Origin of the sequence: Nonomuraea sp. NPDC026600 (assembly GCF_040638335.1) — a bacterium.
Classification (GTDB): Bacteria; Actinomycetota; Actinomycetes; order Streptosporangiales; family Streptosporangiaceae; genus Nonomuraea.
Genome location: NZ_JBEZYD010000053.1, coordinates 19,183 through 40,548, shown reverse-complemented (window position 1 = coordinate 40,548; position 21,366 = coordinate 19,183). Strand labels below are relative to the sequence as shown.

Genomic DNA, 21,366 nt, shown 5'->3' with positions numbered 1-21,366 from the left:
CTCCTCCTGGCAACTACTAACCGTGATTTTTTCTGTGAAGGGACGACGGTCATGACCCGCCCGACGAGTCAGCATCGGCAGGCCACCGCACCGCCGCAGGCGCCGCCCAGCCATGGGCTGGGCCTGTGGTGGACCATCTTGATCACGGGATGCGCCATCTCGGTCTTCCTGAACATGTGGCACGCCCTGACCTTGGACAAGCCGGGCACCGAGATCGCGCTGGGCATCATCTTCGCCCTGGTCCCGGTGCTGTTCGCGGCCATGCTGTCGCATGGCCTGGTCAGCCCCATCATCATGTCGTGGTCCAAGAAGGCGATCTTGTGGACCCGGATGGCGATCTTGAGCCTGTTCGCGGTCGCCATGCTGACCTCGATCGCCTCGCAGGCGGCGGTGATGAAGCCCTACGGCGGCGGCTACGGCGCCGAGTGGTCCATCCCGCTGGTCCTGGACGCTTCGGCGCTGCTGGCCCTGAACTTCATCATCAAGGGCGCGGCCACCGCCCGCGAGGCCGTCCGGCAGGCGGATGTCGAGGCGGAACTGGCCACCCTGCGGGCGGAACTGAGGCCCGGCGTCGCGGCGGAAGTCCGCGCGGAACTGGAGGCCGAACACGCCGCCGCCCAGGCGGAACTGGAGGCGGAACGCGTCGCCGCCCAGGCGGAACTGACGACGGAACTCGCAGGCGCGCGGACGGCACTGAAGACGGAAGCCGACCGGACCCGGGAGGCGGAACTGAAGGCCGCCCGCGACCAGACCCGAGCACAGGAGGAGGAGAAGTTCAGGGCCGTCCGCGCCCGGCTGGAAGAGGAGTACGCGGCTCGGCTGAAGCGCGCCGCGGACCAGATCGCGCAGCGTGCCGAGACCGAGACCGAGACCCGTGTCGAGCAGGCTCGGACCGAGACCGAGGCCCGCGTCCGGCTGGAGATGGCCGGCGAGAACCGGCCCAAGACCCGACCCAAAACCGCTGCCGCGCCTGCCTCGAACACCGCCGCTGACGGTCTGAGCAGGCAAGAGGCGCTGGAGATGCGGCTGAAGCAGGCGCGTGCCCTGCTCGCCGAAAAGCCCGACATCAACGGCGCCGAGCTGGGCCGCGCCCTGGACGTGTCCGACCGGTACGGCCGCAAGCTGCTCGAACAACTGGCCGAAGAAGACGGCGACGGCCAGGAGGAGGAACCCCTCTCGGCGGCCGGTGACGTCCGCTTGCACGCGGTCCCCTAACGCCCCCACCTGCGGCGACACCGGCACATGACCGGATCGCCGCAGTCACCCCCCTGTCGATCCCGCAAGGAACGGAGGACATCCCGTGCGCCCCACAGCCTTCAACCTGATCACGCTCGCGCTGGTGTTCGTCCTGGCCGACGCCGGCCTGATCGCCATCGGGGCAGGCACCACTCAAGCAGTCCAGCCCTGCGCACCATCCCGCCCGGCAACCCGCGAGACCGCGCGCTCCGCACGGTCCGCATGCTCCCGCCGCCGGACGGGATGCGGGCCGGTTCCGTCGCTTGGTTCCGCCCGCAGAGGGTCTTCGGTTCCGGCCTCGGTTCCGCCCGCGGCAACCCTTCGGTTCCGCCTGCGCCGGTCGTCAGTTCCGCCCCTCAGTTCCGCTCTCGGTTCCGCTGGCGGCCGCCGCCAGTTCCGCCCCGTAGTTCCGCTCTCTCGCCCCCCAGTTCCGGCCCGTTAGTTCCGCCTCGTTAGTTCCGCTTCCGGCCACACCAACCGATCACCTAAGGAGCTCGCCATGACCGCCAACCCGTCCCGCCGGATCAAGACCCGCCGCCGCGCCGGCCCGGCCGCGCCGGCACCGGCGCCGGACCTCGGCCCGTCCCGGACCTCGAAGGCGGCGCGCCTGGCGGCCGCCGGCTGGCAAGGCGCCGCGATCCGCGTCGGCCGCACTGTCCGGGCGGCCGGCACCGGCGCCGCCACCTCGCCCGCCTACCCGTGTGACGGCATCGGCCTGGGCCTGGCGCTCAGCGCCCTGCTGCTGGCGGCCGCCGCCTGGAGCACCTTCACCAACCCGGTCACCGACCTCACCCGCGTGGTGGCGCGCCTGCTGATCGGGGATCTGCTCGCGGTGGCGCCGGTGATGGCCATGGTGGCGGCCTGGCAGCTGCTGCGCGGCCTGGCCGGCAAGCGCGAGCTGGTACGGCTGAGCATCGGATGGGGCGTCGTGACGGCCGCCGGCGCCGCCCTGGCGCACCTGACCAGCGGCGCCCCCGGCATGCAGGACATCATGACCGCGGGCGGCCTGATCGGCGCCCTGGTCGGTAGCCCGGCCGCGGCGCTGCCGTACGGATGGGCGATCACCATCCTGATCGTCGCGCTGATCGGCGGGCTGCTCACCGCGATCCGCACCCCGCAGCGGCTCCTCCAGCACCGCCTGGCGCAGCTGCGCGCCCCCCAGGCCGCCGCGCCTGCGGCTCCGGCCTTCCACCCGGGCGCCGCCCACCACCAGGACCAGGAGCACATGCAGGCGGACAGCCAGCCGACCCGCCCGGTCGTGGTGCCGATCCGGCGGCCGGTCAACCCCGACCTGCTCACCGACAACACCCCCTACGACAGCCCCGTCGTGGGCGAACAGGGTCCTGCCACCGTCGGACACCCGAATACCTCGACCGTGCCGGACCGCCACCCGTTCGGCCAGCCCGCCGATCCCGGCACGAGCCCCGACGAAACCGCCACCATCGCCGCCACCATCGCGCCCGCCGGACCTGCCCCGGCCGGTCGGCCGGCGGTCGTGCCGAGCCTGGCGCTGCTGCGCCCCGGCCCGATGCCGCGCACCTCCACCGAGACCAACCAGCGAATGGTCGAAGCCATCGACGGCGTGCTCGCCGAGTTCGCCGTGGCCGCGCAGGTCAAGCGCTACACCCGCGGCCCGACCATCACCCGCTACGAGATCGAGATCGAGCCCGGCGTCAAGGTCGAGAAGGTCACCGCCCTGACCAAGAACATCACCTACGCCGTCGGCTCGGCGGACGTGCGCATCCAGGCGCCGGTGCCGGGCAAGTCGGCGATCGGCGTGGAGATCCCCAACACCGACAAAGACCTGGTCGCGCTCGGCGACATCCTGCGCTCGGCGGTCGCGCAGAACGACCGCCACCCGCTCATCGTCGGCCTGGGCAAGGACGTCGAGGGCCGCACCATCCTGGCCAACCTGGCCAAGATGCCGCACCTGCTCATCGCCGGCGCGACCGGCGCCGGCAAGAGCGTGTCCCTCAACGACCTGATCACCAGCATCCTCATGCGGGCCACCCCGGACGAAGTACAGATGATCCTCATCGACCCCAAGCGGGTCGAACTCGCCGCCTACCAGGGCATCCCCCACCTGATCACGCCGATCATCACCAACGCCAAGAAGGCCGCCGAAGCCCTCGCCTGGGTCGTCGGCGAGATGGACCGCCGCTACGACGACCTGGAGCGGCACGGGTTCAAGCACATCGACGACTTCAACAAAGCCGCCCGCGCGGGCCAGCTGACCAAGGACGACGGCACACCGGTCAAGCCGTATGCGTACCTGCTGACGATCATCGACGAGCTGGCCGACCTGATGATGGTCGCCCCGCGCGATGTCGAGGACTCCATCGTCCGCATCACCCAGCTCGCCCGCGCCGCCGGCATCCACCTGGTGATCGCCACCCAGCGCCCCAGCGTGGACGTGGTCACCGGCCTGATCAAGGCCAACGTGCCCTCCCGCCTGGCCTTCGCCGTGTCGTCCCTCACCGACTCCCGCGTCATCCTCGACCAGCCTGGCGCCGAGAAGCTCATCGGCCAGGGCGACGCGCTGTTCTCCCCGATGGGCGCCAGCACCCCGGTGCGGCTGCAGGCCGCCTTCGTCTCGGAGAAGGAGATCGCGGCCGTGGTCGGCCACTGGCTGGAGCAGTCCGCCGCGGCCTACAGCAGCGACGTCTTCGCCGACACCACCCAGCCCGCCACGGCCGCCGTCGACGGCGACGACATCGGCGACGACCTGGAGCTGCTGATCCAGGCCGCCGAGCTGGTCGTCACCACCCAGTTCGGCTCCACCTCGATGCTGCAGCGCAAGCTCCGTGTCGGCTTCGCCAAGGCCGGCCGCCTCATGGACCTGCTCGAGCAGCGCGGCGTGGTCGGCCCCAGCGAGGGCTCCAAGGCCCGCGAGCTGCTGATCAAGCCCGACCAGCTGCCCCACCTGCTGGAGGACCTGCGGTCCGCCGCAGCTCCCGCCTGACAGCCCAAACCGGCCATCCCTTCTCAAGAAAGGACCACGCGCGATGCGTGCCAAAGAGATCCCCGCCGTCTTGGAGGCGGCCGTGCGCGAGCACTTCCCCGAGGACGTCGCGCAGGCCATCACCGGCGACGCCGACGCCCTGGGTGCCGCCGTCTACCACGCGAGCTACGCCGCCGACACCCCCGACGACCTGGAGGCCCTCATCAAGGCCATCGCCGCCGAGGTCGACGACCACCTGGCGGACTGGCTGGTCAGCGCCGCCGCCGCGCCGGCCGCGTGGCTGGCCAGCCAGATCCGCGACCACTGAACCTCTGTCTCGACCGGTCCAAAGGGAGCACGCGCACATGACGATCACAGCCACCAACGCGAACAGGACGGACACGGCCCGCGCCCTGCTCGCCGCCAACCCTGAGCTCACCGGCGCCGAGCTCGGGCGCGCCCTCAATGTGAGCGACCGATGCGGCCGCCAGCTGCTGCACGAGCTGAACGGCACCGGCGAGGGTAAGCCCGCCCGCACGCTCATGCTGATCTCGTTCGGTTACCTGCACCAGCCCGGCGAGGTGCCGCCGGCGGCCGACCGGGTCGAGGACGTGCGGGAGCGGCTGCGCGACCCGGCGGCCGCCCGCGACATCCTCGACCTGGACGGCCTCCACCCGCACGTGCAGCAGGTCGTGCTCGCCACTCCCGGCGCCGCCGAGCTGATCGACAACCTGATCGAATACGCCGAGCTGCCCGCAGGGCCGCGCAGCATCGCGGTGGGTTGCTCCGGGGGCAAGCACCGAGCCTGCGCCCTCATCCAACTGCTCGGTGAGCGGCTGCGCGGGCGCGGCCACCGCGTCACGATCGAGCACCGCCACGCCCACCTGCCCCGCGTGCTCACGCCCACCGCCGGTGGCAGCGGCACCGCGCCGACGCTCGACGTCGCCCGCGAGCCGGACAGAGACGGCAGTAAGGCCCGCAGGACACCGGCCAGGGCCGTGAGCGGGTTCGGTCTCTTCGGCGTCGTCCTGGTCCTGCTGCTGATCGCCGCCCTCAGCTCCGCTCCCGCGCCGATCACCGTCCCGCTCGCGGTACTGGCCATGGTGGCGCTGATCGCATGGGTTCTCCGGCTGGCCCCGCCCCGGTCCCGGACCGACCGCTGACCCCAATAGCCGCGCCACGGCTGGTACTGGCCGATCGGCTGGCCCGACCAACCCAAGCCCCGACGGGGGCTACGACCACGCAATCCCCGCCACCCAAAAGGGAGATCGACATGTCCGAGACCGTCACCGTGTACTGCGGCACCTGCGGCCAGGCGCTGCGGGTGTCGGCCGCCGCGCTGAACCAGTGCGAGGAGCTGGTCTTCATGGACTGCTCCGGATGCGGCACCAACGTCCAGATCAACGGCTGAACTCACGCCGGACGGGCGCACCCGCACCCCCAACCCATCCCCGACAGCAACCGCTTCAAAGGAGGAAAGCCCGGTGACCAGAAGACGCCAGAACCCCCACGTGTTCGAGGTCCTGCCCTACCGCCACAGCCAGGGCGGGCGCGAGTACCTCGTGCACCAGGACGGCAGCGTGATCAGGGGCCGCTACGCCGGCGGCAACATCGCGGAGGAGAGCGCCCAGGCGCTGGCTGAGGCGTCCGGCTACCGGGTGTGGTTCCGCCGCCTGCACTTCCTCGGCATCGCCGACCGGGCGGCCGACCCGCTGCTCTACCCGTACACGATCGACCTCACGGCCACCCCCGTGCACGACGTCCCGGGACCCGCCATGGTGTGGGCCGACGAGGTCGCGATGTCCGCGATCGGCGATCCGCGCAACCACCCGCGCACCATCGCGCTCTACGACCGGGTGATTGCCCACCTACAGGAATCCCTGACCAGGGGCGCCGACACCATCGTCCCGGCCCCGTTCCCGCTCACCCCCACGGTCGAGCATGCCCGTAACCGATCCCATCAGGAGTAGAACCGCCATGACCCAGACCCTCACCGAGGCGCGGCCCACCGCCGCCAGCGAGGCCCGCCACTTCCTGGATGCGGCCACCCGGCAGGCGGCGCAGCACGGCAGCGCGCTGCTGACCCATGCGGTGGACCGCGCCGTCGTGCACGCGCTACTCGGCGCTGGCACCGTCCTGCTGGGTGACCCGCGCGGCCGCCAGCACCTGGCCACGGCCAGCGACCTGCTGCGTCGGCACAGCCGCAGCGAGCAGGCCGACGGCCGGGAGAGCGCCATCGCCCACACCCTGCTGGCCATCCTGTACGGGCTGGTGCCGGGCCTGCCCGGCCAGAACCAGTACGCCCTCTACCACCTGGAGCAGGCCGGCGAGCTGGCCGAAGCCCACGACGGCGGTGAGGCGCCGACGGCCGGCGACGTGCTGGTCCAGTCCGCGCTGACCGGGCTGGCCTACGCCCAGCTCACCGCCTACGCCCAGCTCGCCGGCCGGGAGGCGCGGTGAGCAGCACCCGACCGGACTCCATCGACCCGATCGAGCGCGCCGACGCCCATGCTGACGCGCTGGGCTGGGCCAGCCGGCTGACCAGCGAGCGGCACAACCCGCTGCTCGTCATCATCAACGCCGAGCCGATCTTCCAGTGGTTGGCGGCCGCCCTGGATGAGCAGGACCTGGCGCTGCGCCTGCGCGCGGGCGACCTGCAGAGCGCCAACGACGACGAATGCGGCCCAGACGACGACGGCGCGGCGTTCGTGCTGCGTGCCGCCCTTCTGTACGACGCCATGACCGGCGCCGCCTGACCCGACCAGCAGCCACCCGACCAACCAGCCCAGCCAACGGAAACCGGAGAGACACATGGCAAGCCAGAACCCTCGCGAACGCGACCAGGTCGACGGCATCTACCAGGGCGATCAGGTGCGCAACACCAGCACCGGTCAGCGCGGCGAGGTCACCTTCGCCGACCCCGCCGAGCACGAGTCCCACGTCCGGCTGGACGACGGCGAGGTGGAGATCTGGCCGCACGCCGATGTCGAGCGCATCACCTGACGGCGCCTCGACGCCCAGACGCTCACCACGAGCAGCAAGACGGGCGCGCATCACCGCGGCAATCCGCCAAGACAGCCCGCGGCAAGCGCGCCCGCACACCCCACTCGATCCAGACAGATCAGAAAGGGCATCTCCATCATGACGCAGACCACCAACGGCGTCGTCGCGGCTACCAAGCGCTGCGACAACACCAGCGTTGGCATCCTCATCCACGACGACCAGGGCCGGCTGCTGGTCTTCAACCGGGCCACCCTGCCGTGGGGCGCGGCGCCGCCCGCCGGCCACATCGACGACCACGGCAGTCCCGAGCAGGCCGCCACGGCCGAAGTGAGCGAAGAGGTCGGCCTGACCGTCGACAGCCTGGAGCTGATCGCCCGCCGCTGGCGCGACAACCGGTGCCGCCGCGCCGACGGCCCGCAGGGCGTCGGCCACGAGTGGTTCATCTACCGGGCCGAGGTGCACGGCGAGCTGGCCCCAAGCCCGCGCGAGACCCGCAACGCCCGCTGGCTGACGGCCGGCGAGCTGCAGGTCCTCAGCCTGCGCACCGCCCTGTACGCCTACGGCGACATCACCGAGGCCGAATGGCAGCACGAGCCCGGCATCGAACCGGTGTGGGTGCTGTTCCTCAGCATGGCCGGGTTGATCACCGCGCACCGCGAGGACCTGGCCGCCATCGAGGACACCGCCGCAGGGCAGGTGCGGGCATGACGACCACGCTCAAGTCCTTCCCCGGCGCTCCCGCGCACTTGCAGCGCGAACTGGACGGGGTGCGCGCCGAGCTTGTCCGCCTGGACGCCAAGTCCACCGGGCTGATCGGCCTGACCGGCACCATGATCGCGATCCTGGTGGCGGGCGCCGGGATCGCCCGGCTGCCGCTGCTCGCCCTGGGGGCGATTATCGCCGCCGCGGTGCTGCTGGCCGCCGCGCTGGCGGTGCTGTTGGCCGGGGTGATCATGCCCGCCCTGGCGCCCCACCGCGACCGCGGCCGCACCGACGTCGAGGCCGGTTACGGGTTCGTTGCCTACGCCGCCGCCGGCAGCGTCGAGGCGCTGATCGACGCCCTGGCCGTCAACCAGAACGGCCTCACCCTCCGGCTGGGCAACGAGCTGTTGCAGCGCTCCCGGCTGACCGACCGCAAGAACCGGCGCCTGCAGCTGGCCGTGCTCCTGCTGCTGGGCGCACTGGTGGCCATGGTGGCCGCGCTGGTGCTGATGCTCGTGGGGAGGGTCGCGTGATGCCCCCGACCGTGGGCGGGGCCGTCACAGCCGACGTCGTGCTCACCCTGACCCCGTACACCTTCTACCACCACACCCGCAGGCGGTACGTCACCACCACCGCCTACACCACCAACGTTCCCGGCCTGCTGATCTGCCGCCCCGCCACCGCCGGCGACGGCCTCGGCGCCGATGAGAGGCCATGGCTGATCGCGCACTGGCAGGGCCAGGCCATCCAGGGCGAACGCGACTACCCCTCACCCTGGCAGGCCCTGGTGGCGGCCGACCAGCTCGGCGCGCTCGACGACGTCGACTGGAGGCGCACCCGCGAGGCACTCAAGGCCGACGGCGTGCCGATCGGGCTGTGGGACGCGCTGCGGCCCGACGCCCTGGCCGACCGCGCCGGCGACCTGCTGATGGCCGTCACCTGCGACGACGATCACGACCGCTGGGACAGCCAGGAGGTTCTGATGGACCTGCTGGCCGTCGGCTGGACGGAGCAGCCGCTCGCCGACGCGCTGGCCGGTCCGTTCAGCGCGGTGCCGCTGGCTGAGCGGGTGCGGCCGCTGATCGCCGCGCTGGCGCCGCTGGACGGGCGGCCGCCGTGGTGCGGCCAGTGCCTGCCGATCGCCCGCCTGGCCGCCGACGAGCGCGGCTGGCTGACCTGCTGCCGCCGCTGCCACCCCCGCGATCACAGCGCGCAGGAGGACTGCCGGTCATGACGACGTACACGCATCCTGATGTGTTCGACCGGGGCGTCCGGGAGGGGTGGGCCGACCCGCAGACCGATCCCACCCAGATCGACTGGGCCGCCCGCCAGGCGTGCGCGGCGATCCCCTTCGCCGTGATTGACGGCCGCCCCGTCAACCCGTGCCAAAGCACGGGCATCCGGTACGGCCGCAACCAGTTGGGCCACTGGGGTGAGCAGCTGGCCGCCGACGCCGTCGTGACCGTCGACACCGACGACGGCCGACGGCTGGCCATGGTCGAGCGGGTCGATGGCCACGGGTGGGCGCTTCCGGGCGGCTACGTGGAACCCGGTGAGGACCCCGCACGGGCGGCCGTCCGCGAGCTCGCTGAAGAGAGCGGCCTGGTCCTGGACGGCGCGCTCTGGCAGGTGCACCCGGCCCGGTATGTGCCCGACCCGCGCGCCAGCGATGAGGCGTGGATGGTGACCGTGCCCGCCGCGGCCCACCTTGGCACCGTCCGGCTCGACAGCCTCCCGGCCTTGGTCGGCTCCGACGATGCCGCGCGGGCCGCGTGGGTGCGCGCCGACAGTTACGCCGTCCTGGTGGCCGACCTGCAGGCCACCTACCAGGGACGGGTGTTCGCCGCGCACCAGGCCCTGCTGCAGGACCTGCTCACGGCGGCCGCGGAGTGGCGGTCGTGAGCAAAGGGCGGGTGCCGTTCTGGGACCCGGACGGGTCCCGGTTCGGCGGCATCCCCACCTACCCGTGGAAGATGGCGCCCGGCCATCTGGCCACCAAGCGCCAGTTGGCCGCCGACGGGCTGCGCCCGGGCGGGCAGCAGGTGTGCGCGCAGATCATGTGGCGCACCCGGCGCACCAGCGGAGCCCGGGGCGTGCCGCGTGGCATCGCGGTCGCCTACCTGTACGACCGGGAGCTGGCCAAGCCCAAACGCGAGCCCACCCAGGCGCAGCTGGAGGCGATCGGCAAGGCGCTGCGCGCCCGCCGCATCTGCCCCGACTGCGGCATCGAGCAGCCCTACTGCCTGCCCAAACGCTACGGCGCCTGCAAGGAGTGCCACGGCTGGGAGGTGCGCGTCTGATGCCGATCCGGCCCGAGAACAAGATCCGCTACCCGGCCGACTGGCCCGAGATCAGCAACCGCATCCGGTTCGAGCGCGCCGGCGGGTTCTGCGAGTGCGTCGGCGAGTGCGGCCGCCACCCCGGCCGGCGCTGCCCCGCCGTTCACGGCGAACCGCACCCGGTCACCCGATCGCGGGTGGTGCTCACCACCGCCCACCTGGACCACACCCCGGAAAACTGCGCCGACGCCAACCTCAAGGCCATGTGCCAACGGTGCCATCTGTCCTATGACCTGGCCTTTCACATCGCCAACGCCGCCCGTACCCGCTTCGCCCGGCTGACCGCCGGCATGGACCCGCTGTTCGAGGTGACCTGAATGACCACCACCCTCACCGAGCCAGATACCAGCACCCCGGCGGCCGACGCCGAGAGTGTCACCGAGGCGGAGGTGCTCGGCGCGATGCTCTCGCGGCTGCGCCAGGCCGACGCCGCCGAGCTGATCGCGCTGGCCCGCACCTGCCCGGCCACCGGCACGCGCACCGCCGCCAACCGGGCCCTGGCCGCCGTGGAGAACCTGCGCCGCCGCCTGGTCGATGTCGTGGCCGCCGAGCACCGCCAGGCCCAAGCCGACCAGCAGGCCGCCACGGCCGAGACCCACTCTGTTCCTCCCGAGCAAGCCGTCGCCAATATCGCTGACACCGCCGTCGACGCCGAGATGACCGATGTCGAGCCGGCACCACTCCGGCCCGCCAGAGCGCCGGCGCGGCCGCAGGCCCGTCGACGTCGGCCCGTCACGCCCAAGCCCGACTCCGCCCCGCCGGTCAAGGCCCGCGAGACCTCCCTCGACATCGAGCACAACGCGCTGATGGTCTGCCTGCCCTTCCCGCCCACCGAACAGGAGGCGGCCGCGGTGCGGCGGCTGTGCCAGCGCTACGCCGCCAGCCCGACCGAATTCGACGACCTCATCCACATGCTCGGCGTCGTGCAAGCGGCTGGTCAGGGTGGTGGCCAGTGAGCGGGCGCGACCGCCTGGCGGCCGTGAACGAAATCGTCGCCGCCGCTGAAGGCCCACCTGCCCTGGGTGCTGACATGAGCGCGTCCGCGCCTGGGGCCGATCGGCGGCCGTGCCAGGCAGACGCCGTGATCAACGGCCCCTACCGCTACAACCTGACCCGGATCTGGGCCAACCCTGATCGGCCCCGGCTGTGCGGCTGGGCGATGCTCAACCCCTCGGTGGCCGACGCCCAGCGCGACGATCAGACCGTACGCCGCTGCCGCGCCTACAGCACCGCCTGGGGCTTCGACGGGCTGATCATCCGGAATCTGTTCGCCTGGCGCGCGACCGACCCCGCCGAGCTCGCCCGGGTCGACGACCCGGTCGGTCCCGACAACGACACCTGGCTGAGCAGCCGCTGGGACGGCGTCGAGCGGCTGATCGTCGCCTGGGGCGGCGGCCGCTACCCCGAGATCGGGCAGCGCTGGCGGCACGTCGCCGACCTCCTGGCGCCGCTGCGGCCGCTGTGCCTGCGCACCACCGCCGCCGGCCAGCCGGTCCACCCGCTGCGACAGCGAGCCGATCTCCTCCCGGCCCCCTGGCCCATCCCGCCCATCCCCGCCGACAGACGGACCGCACCTTCGCAGTCGACACGAAAGGCCTGACCTGTGAACTACACCCTTCTGGCGCGGCACTGCCGCATCCGGGCCGCCGCCCTCCTGCTCGCCGTCACGGCGGCCGGGCTGGCCGGCATGACGGTGGTCGAACTCGCCCACCCGCACACCGTGGGACCGGCCGCCGTGCTGGTCTCCTGGCTGGTCTTCCTCGTACCGGCCGCCCTCACCGCCGTCGCCTGGCGGCGTGACCAGGCTGCGTGGCGCCGCCTCGCCGAGCAGGAGACGCGGCCCGATGAGGACGTGCCGGCCCCGGCCGGTCCCTTCGACCTGACCGGCGCCAACGCACTCGGCGTAGCCGCCGGGATCGCAGAACCGTATGTGATCAACGACGCCTGCCTGGACGTCGACTGGGTTCACCTCATCATCGGCCACCGGCGCGACGGCCAGACCTGGCACCGTCACAGTCTCACCCTCCACCCCCGCCACCGCTCCCACCTGGTCGAGGAGCTGCGTAGCCACCGCGCCGACGCGCCGGCGGAGCCGCTCGTCAACGACCACACCATCGAACGAGAATTCGCCGACTGCCAGAACGAGCCCCAGCAGTGCGAGGACCTCGCCATCGGCGCCGCGCTCATCGCCGCGGTCACGCAAAGCGCTGCCGGCAACAGCGTGCTGCACATCGACACCGTCGCCGCTTCCGGCGGCCACGCCTACGCCGCCGACGTCGTTCTCACCCCGCCCGAACGGGAGCGGCTCATCGCCCTCGTCACCACCGGCGGCGAGGTCCCCCCGGCCCGCAATCCGCTGACCGACCCGCCGGACGGCTTCCCGGCCGCCGGCCTGGAGCTGTACGACAGCGGGGACTACGAGAGCCTGTTCACCTTCGGCCACGTGGATGTCGAGCGCATGGTCGAGGCGGTGGCCGACTACGTCCGGCACACCCAGTTCGCGCCCGACGCGATGGTGAAGGACCCGCTGGCCAGCCTGATCGGCGGCGCCGGCCGGGTGCGCTCGACGATCACCCACGGCTACGCCCTGTGGGATCCCCGCCCGATCGGCTTCTGCGACTTCAGCGCCAAACTGCTGGTCCCTCCGTCGACCCCGCACGCGTGGCCGATCACCTACTGGGACGGCGGCGATGCGCTGCCCGACCTGCCCGACGTCCCCTACGTCCGCGGCTACCTTCGGGGCGGCCAGGACCACGCCGTCGACCGCGCCGAAGCGCTCACCGCCTACCGCGACGGCCGCGAGCGCCAGACGGCGGCCGCGTGCGGCCTGCAGGTCCACCTGAGCCCGCGCCCCTTCGACCGGGCCCACCTCCATCCGCCGACCTGCCCCGTCTGCGCCCGGCTGGGCCGCGACGAGCGGAACTGCCCCCGCCTGCACGTGTGTCCAGAGTGCGCTTGGACGGCCGCCATCGCGAACGGCCCCGAGGCGATCGAAGCCGAGCTCGACGCGCTCACCCCCACCGAGCGGGACCGGGCCATGCTCGCCCAGCTGATCCCGGACCCGCTGATCGCCCGCCACCTCTGCGAGGCGATCATCGCCGCCGCACAGGCCCCCGCCGACGCTCTCACGCTGGACCCCCCGCAAGAGACCGTCCAGCTGCTGGTCGCCGCGACCAGACACGCGCCGACGGCGCTGGTCTGGCAGCCCTGCAGCGAAGGCGGTCACATCGTTGAGCACGCCGCCGACGAACTCTGCCCCGCGGAGGCCGCCTGCCCGGTATGCAGCGTGCGCGCCGGCGACTGGGCCGGGGAGAGCGCGGGCCAGATCATCACCGCATGCTGCGTCCCGGCGCCGTGCTCGGTGCTGGCCACGCTCGCCAACCACTTCCCGCCCAGCCCGACCAGCGACGGCTCGCCCGCCGCCGAGCTCGACATGGCCTGAATGCCGACCTTCACCGCATGTACCCGACCCTCGCCCGACCCTCTGCACTCCTCAAGATCAGGAGACCAGCAATGACTGTCACCACCACCGCGCTCGACCGGCTCGACCTGCCCGCCCCGACCGCGATCAGCATCCTGAGCATCAGCACGGTGCTGGAGCGCTGGGCCGACATCGAGCGCCTCGCCTGTCCCTCCACCATCGTCACGGCCCTGACCTACTCGGCGTCTCGACCCGACATGGTCACCCTCGTGCGCGCCGATGTGCTGGAGGACTGGCAGGACGACCTGTACGGCCACAAGCCCTCCGCCTGGTGGCACACCTTTCCCCGCCGCTACCTGGAAGAGGCGGTAGGCCCGGGAAGTCCCCTGGTCGTCTACAACCCTCAACCTGACAGCAACCACGAGCCGGCTGTCGTGATCGCGTCGCTCGAAGGCGTCGAAGGCTGGATCACGATCACCGAGATCGACTGGCACGCCGACGGCCATCTCGGCCTCAGGCTCGGCGAGGCGTACTCCGACATCTACGTGACCGCCAAGCAGATCAGGCAGTTCCTCGCCGACGCCCAGCCGACGCCGGCCACTGCCCCGCAGGCGTGACAGCCATGTCCTTCGGTGCCCGTGCCGCAGGTGCTCGCCCGGCAGATGCCTCCGCCAGGCGAGTCGCCCAAGCACGCCGCCCCAGCTCAGCACGGGCCGCGCCGTCCGACGCCGGGCGGGCGCAGCACCCCGCCCGCCCGCTGCCGGACGGCGGCCGGCTCTCGCCCGCGCTGCCGTGAAGAACCGCGCTCCGCGCCACCACTCCGTACGGACTGGCCGTACGGGTGCCGCCATCCGAACAAGGGAGATCCACATGCCCGGTCCGATCCCGGCCCGCAAGCCCACCCCGGCGCCGACGCTCGATGCCGCTCTGGCCCTGTGGGACGGCCTGACCGGCGAGGAACGCCGCAACATCTACCGCGAGCTGTGGCTGGCGATCCAGGCCCTGCAGAACAAGGGCGACAGCGCGCCCGTCCTGGAGTTCGCCGAGCGCCTGCAGGTCTCCGTCCGCATCGAGTCCCTGCAGCCCGGCATCCACGCGTTGTTCCGGGAATCCCTGGCTCGCGGCCCCGCCGCCGAACACGAACCGGTCGACGTCGCCGACGTGATCCAGCTCCTGCGTGATCCGGCTCCTGCGCAGCCGAGCACGACGGAGCCCACCTCATGATCACCATCCGTCGCGTCCATCGCCTGGAGTGGCTCAGCTTCGTGGCCGCACGCTACGGGATCCCCATGCTGCTGGTCCGAGCCAATCGGCCGTCACCGGCCCGGGTGCACAGAACCGCCATCACCCTGGCCGCCCTCGATGCCGGCCTGGCGCCGGAGCGGGTGCTGGCCGGCCAGCTCACCGATCCCGAGTGGCAGCGGCTTTCCCACGCGCTGGCGGCGGCCGCCGACGTCCCGCTGTGGATCCACGAGCTGCCCCGGGCGCAACTGAGCCGCCTGCCTCGCGACTTGGCCCGGGCCCACGCCGACCACAGCGTGCGCCTGGTGGTGCTCGACGCAAGCCTGCCCGCCCACGTCGCCCGACGGGTCCGTGCCCTGACCAGGTCGGGGCCGCTCACCGTGCTCTCGCCGGACAGCAACGCGATCGCCTTGCGCCGCCTGCTGGCCGCGCGAGCACGCCGCACCGCCACGCCCAGCTGCAGCCCGTTCTGACCCCCGACCCGAACCCGACACGAAAGGCCAACCCGCCGTGAACTACGACGACCCGGACCGCTTCTCGCTCGCCCACCGGCGCCGCTACCGCGCCGCCGCCGCCGTGCTGCTGCTCATGGCGGCCGTGCTGGCGGGCATGAGCGTGGTCGAGCTCGCTGACCCCAACCCGGCATCCATCCCGCTGGTGCTGTTTTGCTGGCTGGCGTTCCTGGCGATCGCGACCAGCGCCATCATCTCCCGCCGCGCCCACGTCAAGCGGCACGCGGCCTGGCTGGTCGCATCGGCCCGCCGTCGCGATGCCGTCGACCTTGGCGAGGCGTTCGCGGTCGTGTTCTTCAACGCGCTCTGCGCCGACCTGCACGAGCTCGGCGCCGACGATGAGACCCGCGACGTGGTGTTCGACGAGATCGACGAGTTCCTGAACCACCACACGCTGAGCGCGGCCCGCGTCAAGCAGATCGCCCGCGCGGCCGCCGGCACGACGCTCGAGGACGACGTCGAGGCGTTCCTGGCCTCCCTCCACGACGCGGCGGACCGCGCGTGACGACCTGCACGCCCTCGACGGTTCCGCCGTGCGGCGCCCAGCGCATCTGCCAGAGCGCGCTGCGCTGTACGGCGGGCCTGGCTGGTCGACGCCGGTTGCCGCACGGGCAGGAACGCGCGCCGCGTCTTGCCCGCCCGCTGGTCGACGTCGCCGCCCACCGCATGCCCGGACTGATCGCGTTGCCCGCCGGTCGACGTGGTGGGCGACGTACAAACCGGCATCCACAGCCTGTCAAGGTCGCAAAACGGGCCGTCTGGGGGTCTTTTGACAAAAAGATCGCACGGTCTGTCAAGGTATCTGGTAGTGATCAGGTCATGTCGGCGCCGTACGCGGCCGGTCCGTCCCACCCCGGTGGCGTTGGTGCCGACCTGCGCCCCTTCCGTCCGGTTTGCGCTGGCCGTGCGCGACACGCCCGGCGCGGCATTGCCGTCTGCGGCAACGCTAAGCGTCGGAACATGGAAGGATGCGGCACTGAATCGACTTTGATCACGCCGGGAGGCGCCCCAGGCAATAAAAAACGCCCCGCAGATACGGGGCGTTGGACCACAACTTCATCTCGATGTTCACGTTTGAGAACGATCAGCTCGAATGCTTTGGCCGGCGAAGAGCGGATCGACCCTGACGGGACTTTGCACGTCTGGAGACGACCATAGCAGGGCGCCAGGCGGTTAGCCCACCATGCCCGAGTACCGACACGCCGGGTGGGGCGAATTCCGCTTCCGTTTTTCCGTCTGCCGAGCTCGCTGGCGAGCTTGAGCCGGGGATGTCGTACGCCCATGGCGGCGCCGCCGCGTTTCACGCGGCGTTGTACCCCTTGGCGCCGCGTGGTCGTGCGCGTGTTGATGTGCGCACGTCGGCGGGGGGGTGGGCGCATTCGTATGAGCGGACGCGCCGGTTGGGGCCTGTCCCGCCGGATGGGCCGTATGCCTGGTATCTGACCAATCAGGCCGAGGAGTACCTGTTTTTGGGGTTCGACTTGGATCCGGGCGGCTACGGCGTGAGGGCGGTGGAGCGGGACGCTGAGGAGCTGCAGGGCCTGTTGTATGAGGCTGACCTGCGGTACCTGGTGTGTGAGTCCGGTCCGGGCGGGGGCGTGCATGTCTGGGTGCCGATCGAGGCGACGGCGGCCGCCGTGGTGCGGCAGATCGCTTATGCGGCCGGGCGTCGCCTGCCGACCTTGGACAAGAGCCCGCTGACCAACGCGCGCACCGGCTGCCTGCGGCCGCCGGGCGCTCCGCACCGGGACGGCGGCTGGTCGAGGCCGGTGCACGATTGGGTGCCGATCACGGCGCAGGCCGCCGCGGCGGTGCTGAGCGTGCCCAACGACGCCGAAGCGGTGGAGCGGCTGGCCGTCCTGCTGGATGCCGGCGACGTCGAGGCGGCCCAGATCGAGGCCGAGCGGGTGCGCGCCGTCGAACAGACCCCTGAGGGGCCGCGCCTGGCCGGGCAGTGCCGCCCGTGCGATGTGGCCGGCCTGCTGGCCGTCACGCCGCCGGCCGGGCAGGGGCACGCCCAGCTGATGCGCATCCTGGTCCGGCTGGCGCTGGCCCGCTGGTCGCCCCGCCAGGCCGCGGAGCTGATCGAGGCGGAGCTGTCGGAGCCGGGGCTGATCCACCTGCGCCGCCCCGGCGGCGCGGCCGGGAGCCGGGTGCGGGAGGCGGAGGAGCGGGCCCGGCTGCTGGCGCGCCAGTGGGAGCGGGCCGTGGCCTACGCCGCCACGTTGCGCCGCGAGACCACCGATGAGACTGCCGACCAGAGCGCCGACACGACCGCCGGCCACGAGCGCCAGGACGACGCCGAGGCCGGGGCCGGGGACGCTGTCGAGGACGCGTGGGTGCGCCGGGTGGCCGCCGTGGTGGACCTGGTCGAGGGCGTCGAGCGGGCCATCGAGGCCGAGACACCTGCCGGGCGCTGGTCGCGGCAGTCCGGCCCGTCCGACCGCAAGACGCTCGAGTACGTCCTGGAGCTGGCGTTGGACGCGGTGAGCGAGGAGATCGAGATCGACTGCCGGCGGCTGGCCCTGGCGACGGGGATGGGCAAGAGCACCGCCGCCCGGGCGCTGCACCGCATGTGCCTGGATGAGTGGTTGTGCCTGGTCACAGCGGGGGAAGGCCAGCGCGCCCACCGCTACCGGGTGCTGCCCCGCGCGCTGGAGGATGCCGCCGACCAGCCGCCCGCCCGCCCGTCTCAGGCGGGTGCGTCTGCTGTGACTGAGGAGAACTCAGGGGGGGGTGGGACACAAGGGAACCCACCCCCTGCAGCAGACCTCCGACCAGTGCTCGCGCTGCGTGAGCAGCGCCGAGCAGCGCTACGCCGACGCCGACACGTCCTCGCGCACGACCTGTTCACCCACCCCAGCCCAGCCCGGGATCAGGCCGGACTCGGACGGCACGTCGCGGCCACGGCCGCCGCAGCACTCGGCACCGGTATTTACAAAGTAAAGGACCTGGCCGAAGACACCGGATACCGGCCCGCCACCGTCCGCCGGCACCTCGACACCCTGGCCCGCCACCAACTCGCCCCCACCCGCAAGCCCAACACCACCCCACAAGCCCGCCAGAGCCTGCAGAAGCGCCTCGACCGGGCCGCTCGACGGATCGGAGCCGACGGCACCCGCGAGCGCCGCCACCGCGGCTACGCCGTCGAACGGGCCGCCTACGCCTGGTGGCTCGCCGAGCACGACTGGATGCGCACCAAGGGCAAGCCCAGGAAAGGCCAGAAGCAGGTCCCCGGCCAGCGACGCCTCGTCCTGGCCGGCGCACCCAGCCACGCCAACCGCGACCGCTACCCCCGGGACCGGCACGGCCGAGCCGACCACCGAGCGGCCCGCACCCACCTGCGCGTCGTCCGGCCCAAGGCAGCCGCGTAGCCGATCCACCGAGCCGTCGGCGTAGCGGCCGCCCGACCGCGCCAGAGCCGGTGATCGCCGGACGTTAACGCCTAATGATCATGAACGCCGCTCCTTTGTGTACACAAACCGTGGCCGATCCGCGCCGGGCCGCCGGGCGGCTGAGCCGGATCCGGTTGGGGCCCAAGGTCCGGCGATAGCGGCGATTGCCGCCCGGCCGGCTCCAGCTTGTGTACACAATGCGGTTCGTGAAGAAGATCGGGATTCGGGAGGCCCGCGTCCGCCTGGCCGAGCTCATCGAGCGGGCGGGCGGCGGCGAGCCGGTGGCGCTGACCCGGCGCGGGCCGGGCCGCAAGGAGGCCGTGCTGCTGCCGGTCGAGGCGGCCGCGGTGTGGCAGCGCCACCTCGCCGAGCAGGAGGCCGAGCGCGAGCGGCACGAGCGGGAGAAGGCCCTGGGCGAGCGGCTGCCGGTCGGTAGCCGGGTGCCGGTCTGCCCCGGCTGTAAGTCCTCCTTCCTGCTGGTCGCCTACACCGGGCCGGTCATCAACGCGCTGGTCAACACCGCCGACCCCGGCAGCGGCGTGCAGGACGTGGTCGTCGACACCGACGTCGGCCAGCTGGGCGAGGTGGCGTGGGTGCGGTGCGCCTCCTGCTGGGAACCGCTGAGCGACGGGCCGCGCCGGCCCGGCTCCCCTGCCCGCCGCGCTGCGGTCGAGATCGCCCAGAACGCCTCCTGGCAGGACGTGCCCTGGCAGGCGACCGACCCGTGGGTGGTCAAGGAAGAGCAGATGGGCCGCGCCTCCCGGATCGTGCTGCAGCACGACCTGGCCCGCGGCACCGTCCAGCGGGTCAGCAGGTGGGAGTACCTGACCGGGATCACCGACGCCGAACGCGAGCGACTGCGCGCCGAACGCCTGGCCCGTGGCGAACCCTACGACGACGACCTGTGGGACGACGACGCCCCGGCCGCCCGCGACCACGGCCAGGACGCCGAGACCGACGCGACGGACGTGGACGCCGACGTGGCCGTGTGCCAGACGCAGGACGTCGACGTCGCCGCGACCGAGGTCCCCATCCCGGCGGAGGCCCTCGCCCCGGCGCCGCGCGATACGGACGCCAGAGTGCTCCGCGTCGTCGAACACCGCGATGATGAGCCGGATCCCGACGGTGGCGCCGACCTGGCGCCGGCGGCCGCTGTCCCCACCACCGTGGCCAGCACCGTGCACCAGCTCAAGGTGGCCTTGCGGGAGGTCCGGCCGCTGGTCTGGCGGCGCATCCAGGTGCCGTCGGCCGCCAGCCTGTTCGACCTGCACAATGTGATCCAGGCCGCGATGGGCTGGCAGAACTACCACCTGCACCTGTTTGCCAAGGACTGGGTCGAGTACGGCGACAACGCCACCAGCGAGTACGACGTGACCCTGGCCCGCTTGCTGCCCGAAGCGGGCGAGCATCTGGCCTACCGCTACGACTTCGGCGACATGTGGGACCACGACCTGGTGGTGGAGAAGATCCACCAGCCCGCTCCGAAGGCGATCTACCCGCGCTGCAGCGCCGGCGGCCGCGCCTGCCCGCCGGAAGACAGCGGCGGCCCCGAGGGGTTCGCCGAGCTGCTGCGCGTCCTGCGGCACAAGAAGGGCTGGAAGTACCGCCAGGCGCGGGAGCTGCTGGGCGCCAGCCGCTGGGACGGCGCGGCCTGGGACCGCCAGGAGGTCAACGACCACCTCGCCGAGCTCGGCAAGCAGTGGGCATGGTGGCCGCCCAGCGCGGGCGCGGCGACTCCCTGACACAGCTGCCTCTCCCAGGGCTGGCCGGGTTCGGACGGACATGACCACCCACCTGGTCGCGGCGATCCGACAACCGAGCTTGGAGCCGTGGGCGCCCGGCCAACGCCGATGGCGGTGCTCGCCGGGCGAGGGGTCGTGGCGGTCGACGGGAAAACGGGGACGCTCGGCCGGAGGGGCGCGTACCGTCACGATCGTGACGGATCAGGACGCGCTGGCGGGCCCGGTCGATGACGACCGCGACGACGATCGTGACGATGGCGCCGCGGTGACGGCGCTGGTCGACGCCTGCCGACTTTTCGCCGCGCACGTGGGACTGCTGGCCGACCACCTGCGCGCGGTGCGGCTGAGCACCGGCGACGTCCAACGGATCAGAGAGGCCCTGCACCGCGTCCACACCGCGGCCGGGCTTGCGGCCGTGCTGACCATCGGCGTACGGCACCGCGCCCGAGAAGGACAGTGTCCGCACTACAACGCGCTCACCGACGCCGAATGGGCCCCGCTGGCCGAGGGCGTTATCGCCGACGATCGCAGCGCCGTCTACGGATGCGGGCTGCAGAAGGGCCACACCGGCGCCCACGTCACGCACGCCCAATCGGTGGCTGACCCCGACCGGGAGGCCTGGCTCCACGTCTGGCTCCGCTGGGACGACCACACCCGGGAACTGGTCGTACTGCCGCCCTGCCCTGTCGTGGACCACAGTGCCGATCCAGAGGACGAGGATGAGCCGTGCCTGCTCTTCGAGGGGCACGTCGGGGGCGCACGACTTCGACTTCTGACCGCGCCTGCCGGGACTGATCGCCGGTGCGCCTCGTGACGGTCGGCGCGGGGAGTTT

25 protein-coding genes are annotated in these 21,366 nt (G+C 72.3%); all 25 read left to right on the top strand.

The window, feature by feature from the left end; all coding sequences use genetic code 11:
* Nucleotides 1–51: 51 nt before the first annotated feature.
* The 25 genes from AB0F17_RS59675 (at nt 52) to AB0F17_RS59555 (ending at nt 21,347) form a co-directional block, all read left to right on the top strand.
* On the top strand, nt 52–1,215 hold the full coding sequence (locus tag AB0F17_RS59675; RefSeq protein WP_358044274.1) for a hypothetical protein: 1,164 nt from the start codon (nt 52–54) through the stop codon (nt 1,213–1,215).
* Between the two features lie 520 nt (nt 1,216–1,735).
* Nucleotides 1,736–4,198 (top strand): DNA translocase FtsK, encoded by a 2,463-nt coding sequence (locus tag AB0F17_RS59670; protein ID WP_358044271.1) that lies wholly within the window; start codon nt 1,736–1,738, stop codon nt 4,196–4,198.
* 43 nt (nt 4,199–4,241) lie between these two features.
* Complete coding sequence (locus tag AB0F17_RS59665; protein WP_358044268.1) at nt 4,242–4,505, top strand: hypothetical protein; 264 nt, start codon at nt 4,242–4,244, stop codon at nt 4,503–4,505.
* Between the two features lie 37 nt (nt 4,506–4,542).
* Nucleotides 4,543–5,340 carry an RNase adapter RapZ gene (locus AB0F17_RS59660; protein ID WP_358044265.1) on the top strand — a complete coding sequence of 266 codons (798 nt, stop codon included), beginning with the start codon at nt 4,543–4,545 and terminating at the stop codon, nt 5,338–5,340.
* Between the two features lie 110 nt (nt 5,341–5,450).
* On the top strand, nt 5,451–5,588 hold the full coding sequence (locus AB0F17_RS59655; protein ID WP_358044262.1) for a hypothetical protein: 138 nt from the start codon (nt 5,451–5,453) through the stop codon (nt 5,586–5,588).
* A 73-nt stretch (nt 5,589–5,661) separates the two neighbouring features.
* On the top strand, nt 5,662–6,147 hold the full coding sequence (locus AB0F17_RS59650; RefSeq protein WP_358044260.1) for a hypothetical protein: 486 nt from the start codon (nt 5,662–5,664) through the stop codon (nt 6,145–6,147).
* A 7-nt stretch (nt 6,148–6,154) separates the two neighbouring features.
* Nucleotides 6,155–6,637 carry a hypothetical protein gene (locus AB0F17_RS59645; RefSeq protein ID WP_358044257.1) on the top strand — a complete coding sequence of 161 codons (483 nt, stop codon included), beginning with the start codon at nt 6,155–6,157 and terminating at the stop codon, nt 6,635–6,637.
* A complete protein-coding gene (locus AB0F17_RS59640; protein WP_358044254.1) occupies nt 6,634–6,933 on the top strand; it encodes a hypothetical protein in 300 nt (99 codons plus the stop codon). Before AB0F17_RS59645 ends, AB0F17_RS59640 begins: the two co-directional genes overlap by 4 nt.
* Before the next feature lie 55 nt (nt 6,934–6,988).
* Nucleotides 6,989–7,180 carry a hypothetical protein gene (locus AB0F17_RS59635; RefSeq protein WP_358044251.1) on the top strand — a complete coding sequence of 64 codons (192 nt, stop codon included), beginning with the start codon at nt 6,989–6,991 and terminating at the stop codon, nt 7,178–7,180.
* A gap of 138 nt (nt 7,181–7,318) precedes the next feature.
* Nucleotides 7,319–7,888, top strand: coding sequence for an NUDIX hydrolase (locus tag AB0F17_RS59630; protein ID WP_358044248.1), 570 nt, complete (start codon nt 7,319–7,321; stop codon nt 7,886–7,888).
* Nucleotides 7,885–8,415 carry a hypothetical protein gene (locus AB0F17_RS59625; RefSeq protein ID WP_358044245.1) on the top strand — a complete coding sequence of 177 codons (531 nt, stop codon included), beginning with the start codon at nt 7,885–7,887 and terminating at the stop codon, nt 8,413–8,415. The genes AB0F17_RS59630 and AB0F17_RS59625 overlap by 4 nt, the downstream gene beginning before the upstream one ends.
* The gene (locus AB0F17_RS59620) at nt 8,412–9,116 is read left to right on the top strand and encodes a hypothetical protein (RefSeq protein ID WP_358044241.1); all 705 of its coding nucleotides are present in this window, start codon (nt 8,412–8,414) and stop codon (nt 9,114–9,116) included. The genes AB0F17_RS59625 and AB0F17_RS59620 overlap by 4 nt, the downstream gene beginning before the upstream one ends.
* Complete coding sequence (locus tag AB0F17_RS59615) at nt 9,113–9,784, top strand: NUDIX domain-containing protein (protein WP_358044239.1); 672 nt, start codon at nt 9,113–9,115, stop codon at nt 9,782–9,784. Before AB0F17_RS59620 ends, AB0F17_RS59615 begins: the two co-directional genes overlap by 4 nt.
* Nucleotides 9,781–10,182 (top strand): RRQRL motif-containing zinc-binding protein, encoded by a 402-nt coding sequence (locus tag AB0F17_RS59610; protein ID WP_358044237.1) that lies wholly within the window; start codon nt 9,781–9,783, stop codon nt 10,180–10,182. Before AB0F17_RS59615 ends, AB0F17_RS59610 begins: the two co-directional genes overlap by 4 nt.
* Nucleotides 10,182–10,538, top strand: coding sequence for a hypothetical protein (locus tag AB0F17_RS59605; protein WP_358044234.1), 357 nt, complete (start codon nt 10,182–10,184; stop codon nt 10,536–10,538). The genes AB0F17_RS59610 and AB0F17_RS59605 overlap by 1 nt, the downstream gene beginning before the upstream one ends.
* A complete protein-coding gene (locus tag AB0F17_RS59600; protein WP_358044231.1) occupies nt 10,539–11,177 on the top strand; it encodes a hypothetical protein in 639 nt (212 codons plus the stop codon). It abuts the gene before it with no gap.
* Entirely contained in the window at nt 11,174–11,821 is a 648-nt protein-coding gene (locus AB0F17_RS59595; protein WP_358044229.1) for a DUF1643 domain-containing protein, read from the top strand. The genes AB0F17_RS59600 and AB0F17_RS59595 overlap by 4 nt, the downstream gene beginning before the upstream one ends.
* A 3-nt stretch (nt 11,822–11,824) precedes the next feature.
* A complete protein-coding gene (locus tag AB0F17_RS59590) occupies nt 11,825–13,663 on the top strand; it encodes a hypothetical protein (protein ID WP_358044226.1) in 1,839 nt (612 codons plus the stop codon).
* Nucleotides 13,664–13,734: 71 nt separating this feature from the next.
* The gene (locus tag AB0F17_RS59585) at nt 13,735–14,259 is read left to right on the top strand and encodes a hypothetical protein (RefSeq protein ID WP_358044224.1); all 525 of its coding nucleotides are present in this window, start codon (nt 13,735–13,737) and stop codon (nt 14,257–14,259) included.
* A 253-nt stretch (nt 14,260–14,512) separates the two neighbouring features.
* On the top strand, nt 14,513–14,866 hold the full coding sequence (locus AB0F17_RS59580; RefSeq protein WP_358044221.1) for a hypothetical protein: 354 nt from the start codon (nt 14,513–14,515) through the stop codon (nt 14,864–14,866).
* Nucleotides 14,863–15,357: a hypothetical protein gene (locus tag AB0F17_RS59575; protein WP_358044218.1), complete on the top strand. Its 495-nt coding sequence runs from the start codon at nt 14,863–14,865 to the stop codon at nt 15,355–15,357. Before AB0F17_RS59580 ends, AB0F17_RS59575 begins: the two co-directional genes overlap by 4 nt.
* A 37-nt stretch (nt 15,358–15,394) precedes the next feature.
* The gene (locus AB0F17_RS59570; RefSeq protein ID WP_358044216.1) at nt 15,395–15,901 is read left to right on the top strand and encodes a hypothetical protein; all 507 of its coding nucleotides are present in this window, start codon (nt 15,395–15,397) and stop codon (nt 15,899–15,901) included.
* Between the two features lie 964 nt (nt 15,902–16,865).
* Nucleotides 16,866–18,770: a hypothetical protein gene (locus tag AB0F17_RS59565; protein WP_358044214.1), complete on the top strand. Its 1,905-nt coding sequence runs from the start codon at nt 16,866–16,868 to the stop codon at nt 18,768–18,770.
* A 227-nt stretch (nt 18,771–18,997) separates the two neighbouring features.
* Nucleotides 18,998–20,533 (top strand): type II toxin-antitoxin system Phd/YefM family antitoxin, encoded by a 1,536-nt coding sequence (locus tag AB0F17_RS59560; RefSeq protein WP_358044211.1) that lies wholly within the window; start codon nt 18,998–19,000, stop codon nt 20,531–20,533.
* A gap of 193 nt (nt 20,534–20,726) precedes the next feature.
* On the top strand, nt 20,727–21,347 hold the full coding sequence (locus tag AB0F17_RS59555) for a hypothetical protein (protein ID WP_358044208.1): 621 nt from the start codon (nt 20,727–20,729) through the stop codon (nt 21,345–21,347).
* The last annotated feature ends 19 nt before the right edge of the window (nt 21,348–21,366 follow it).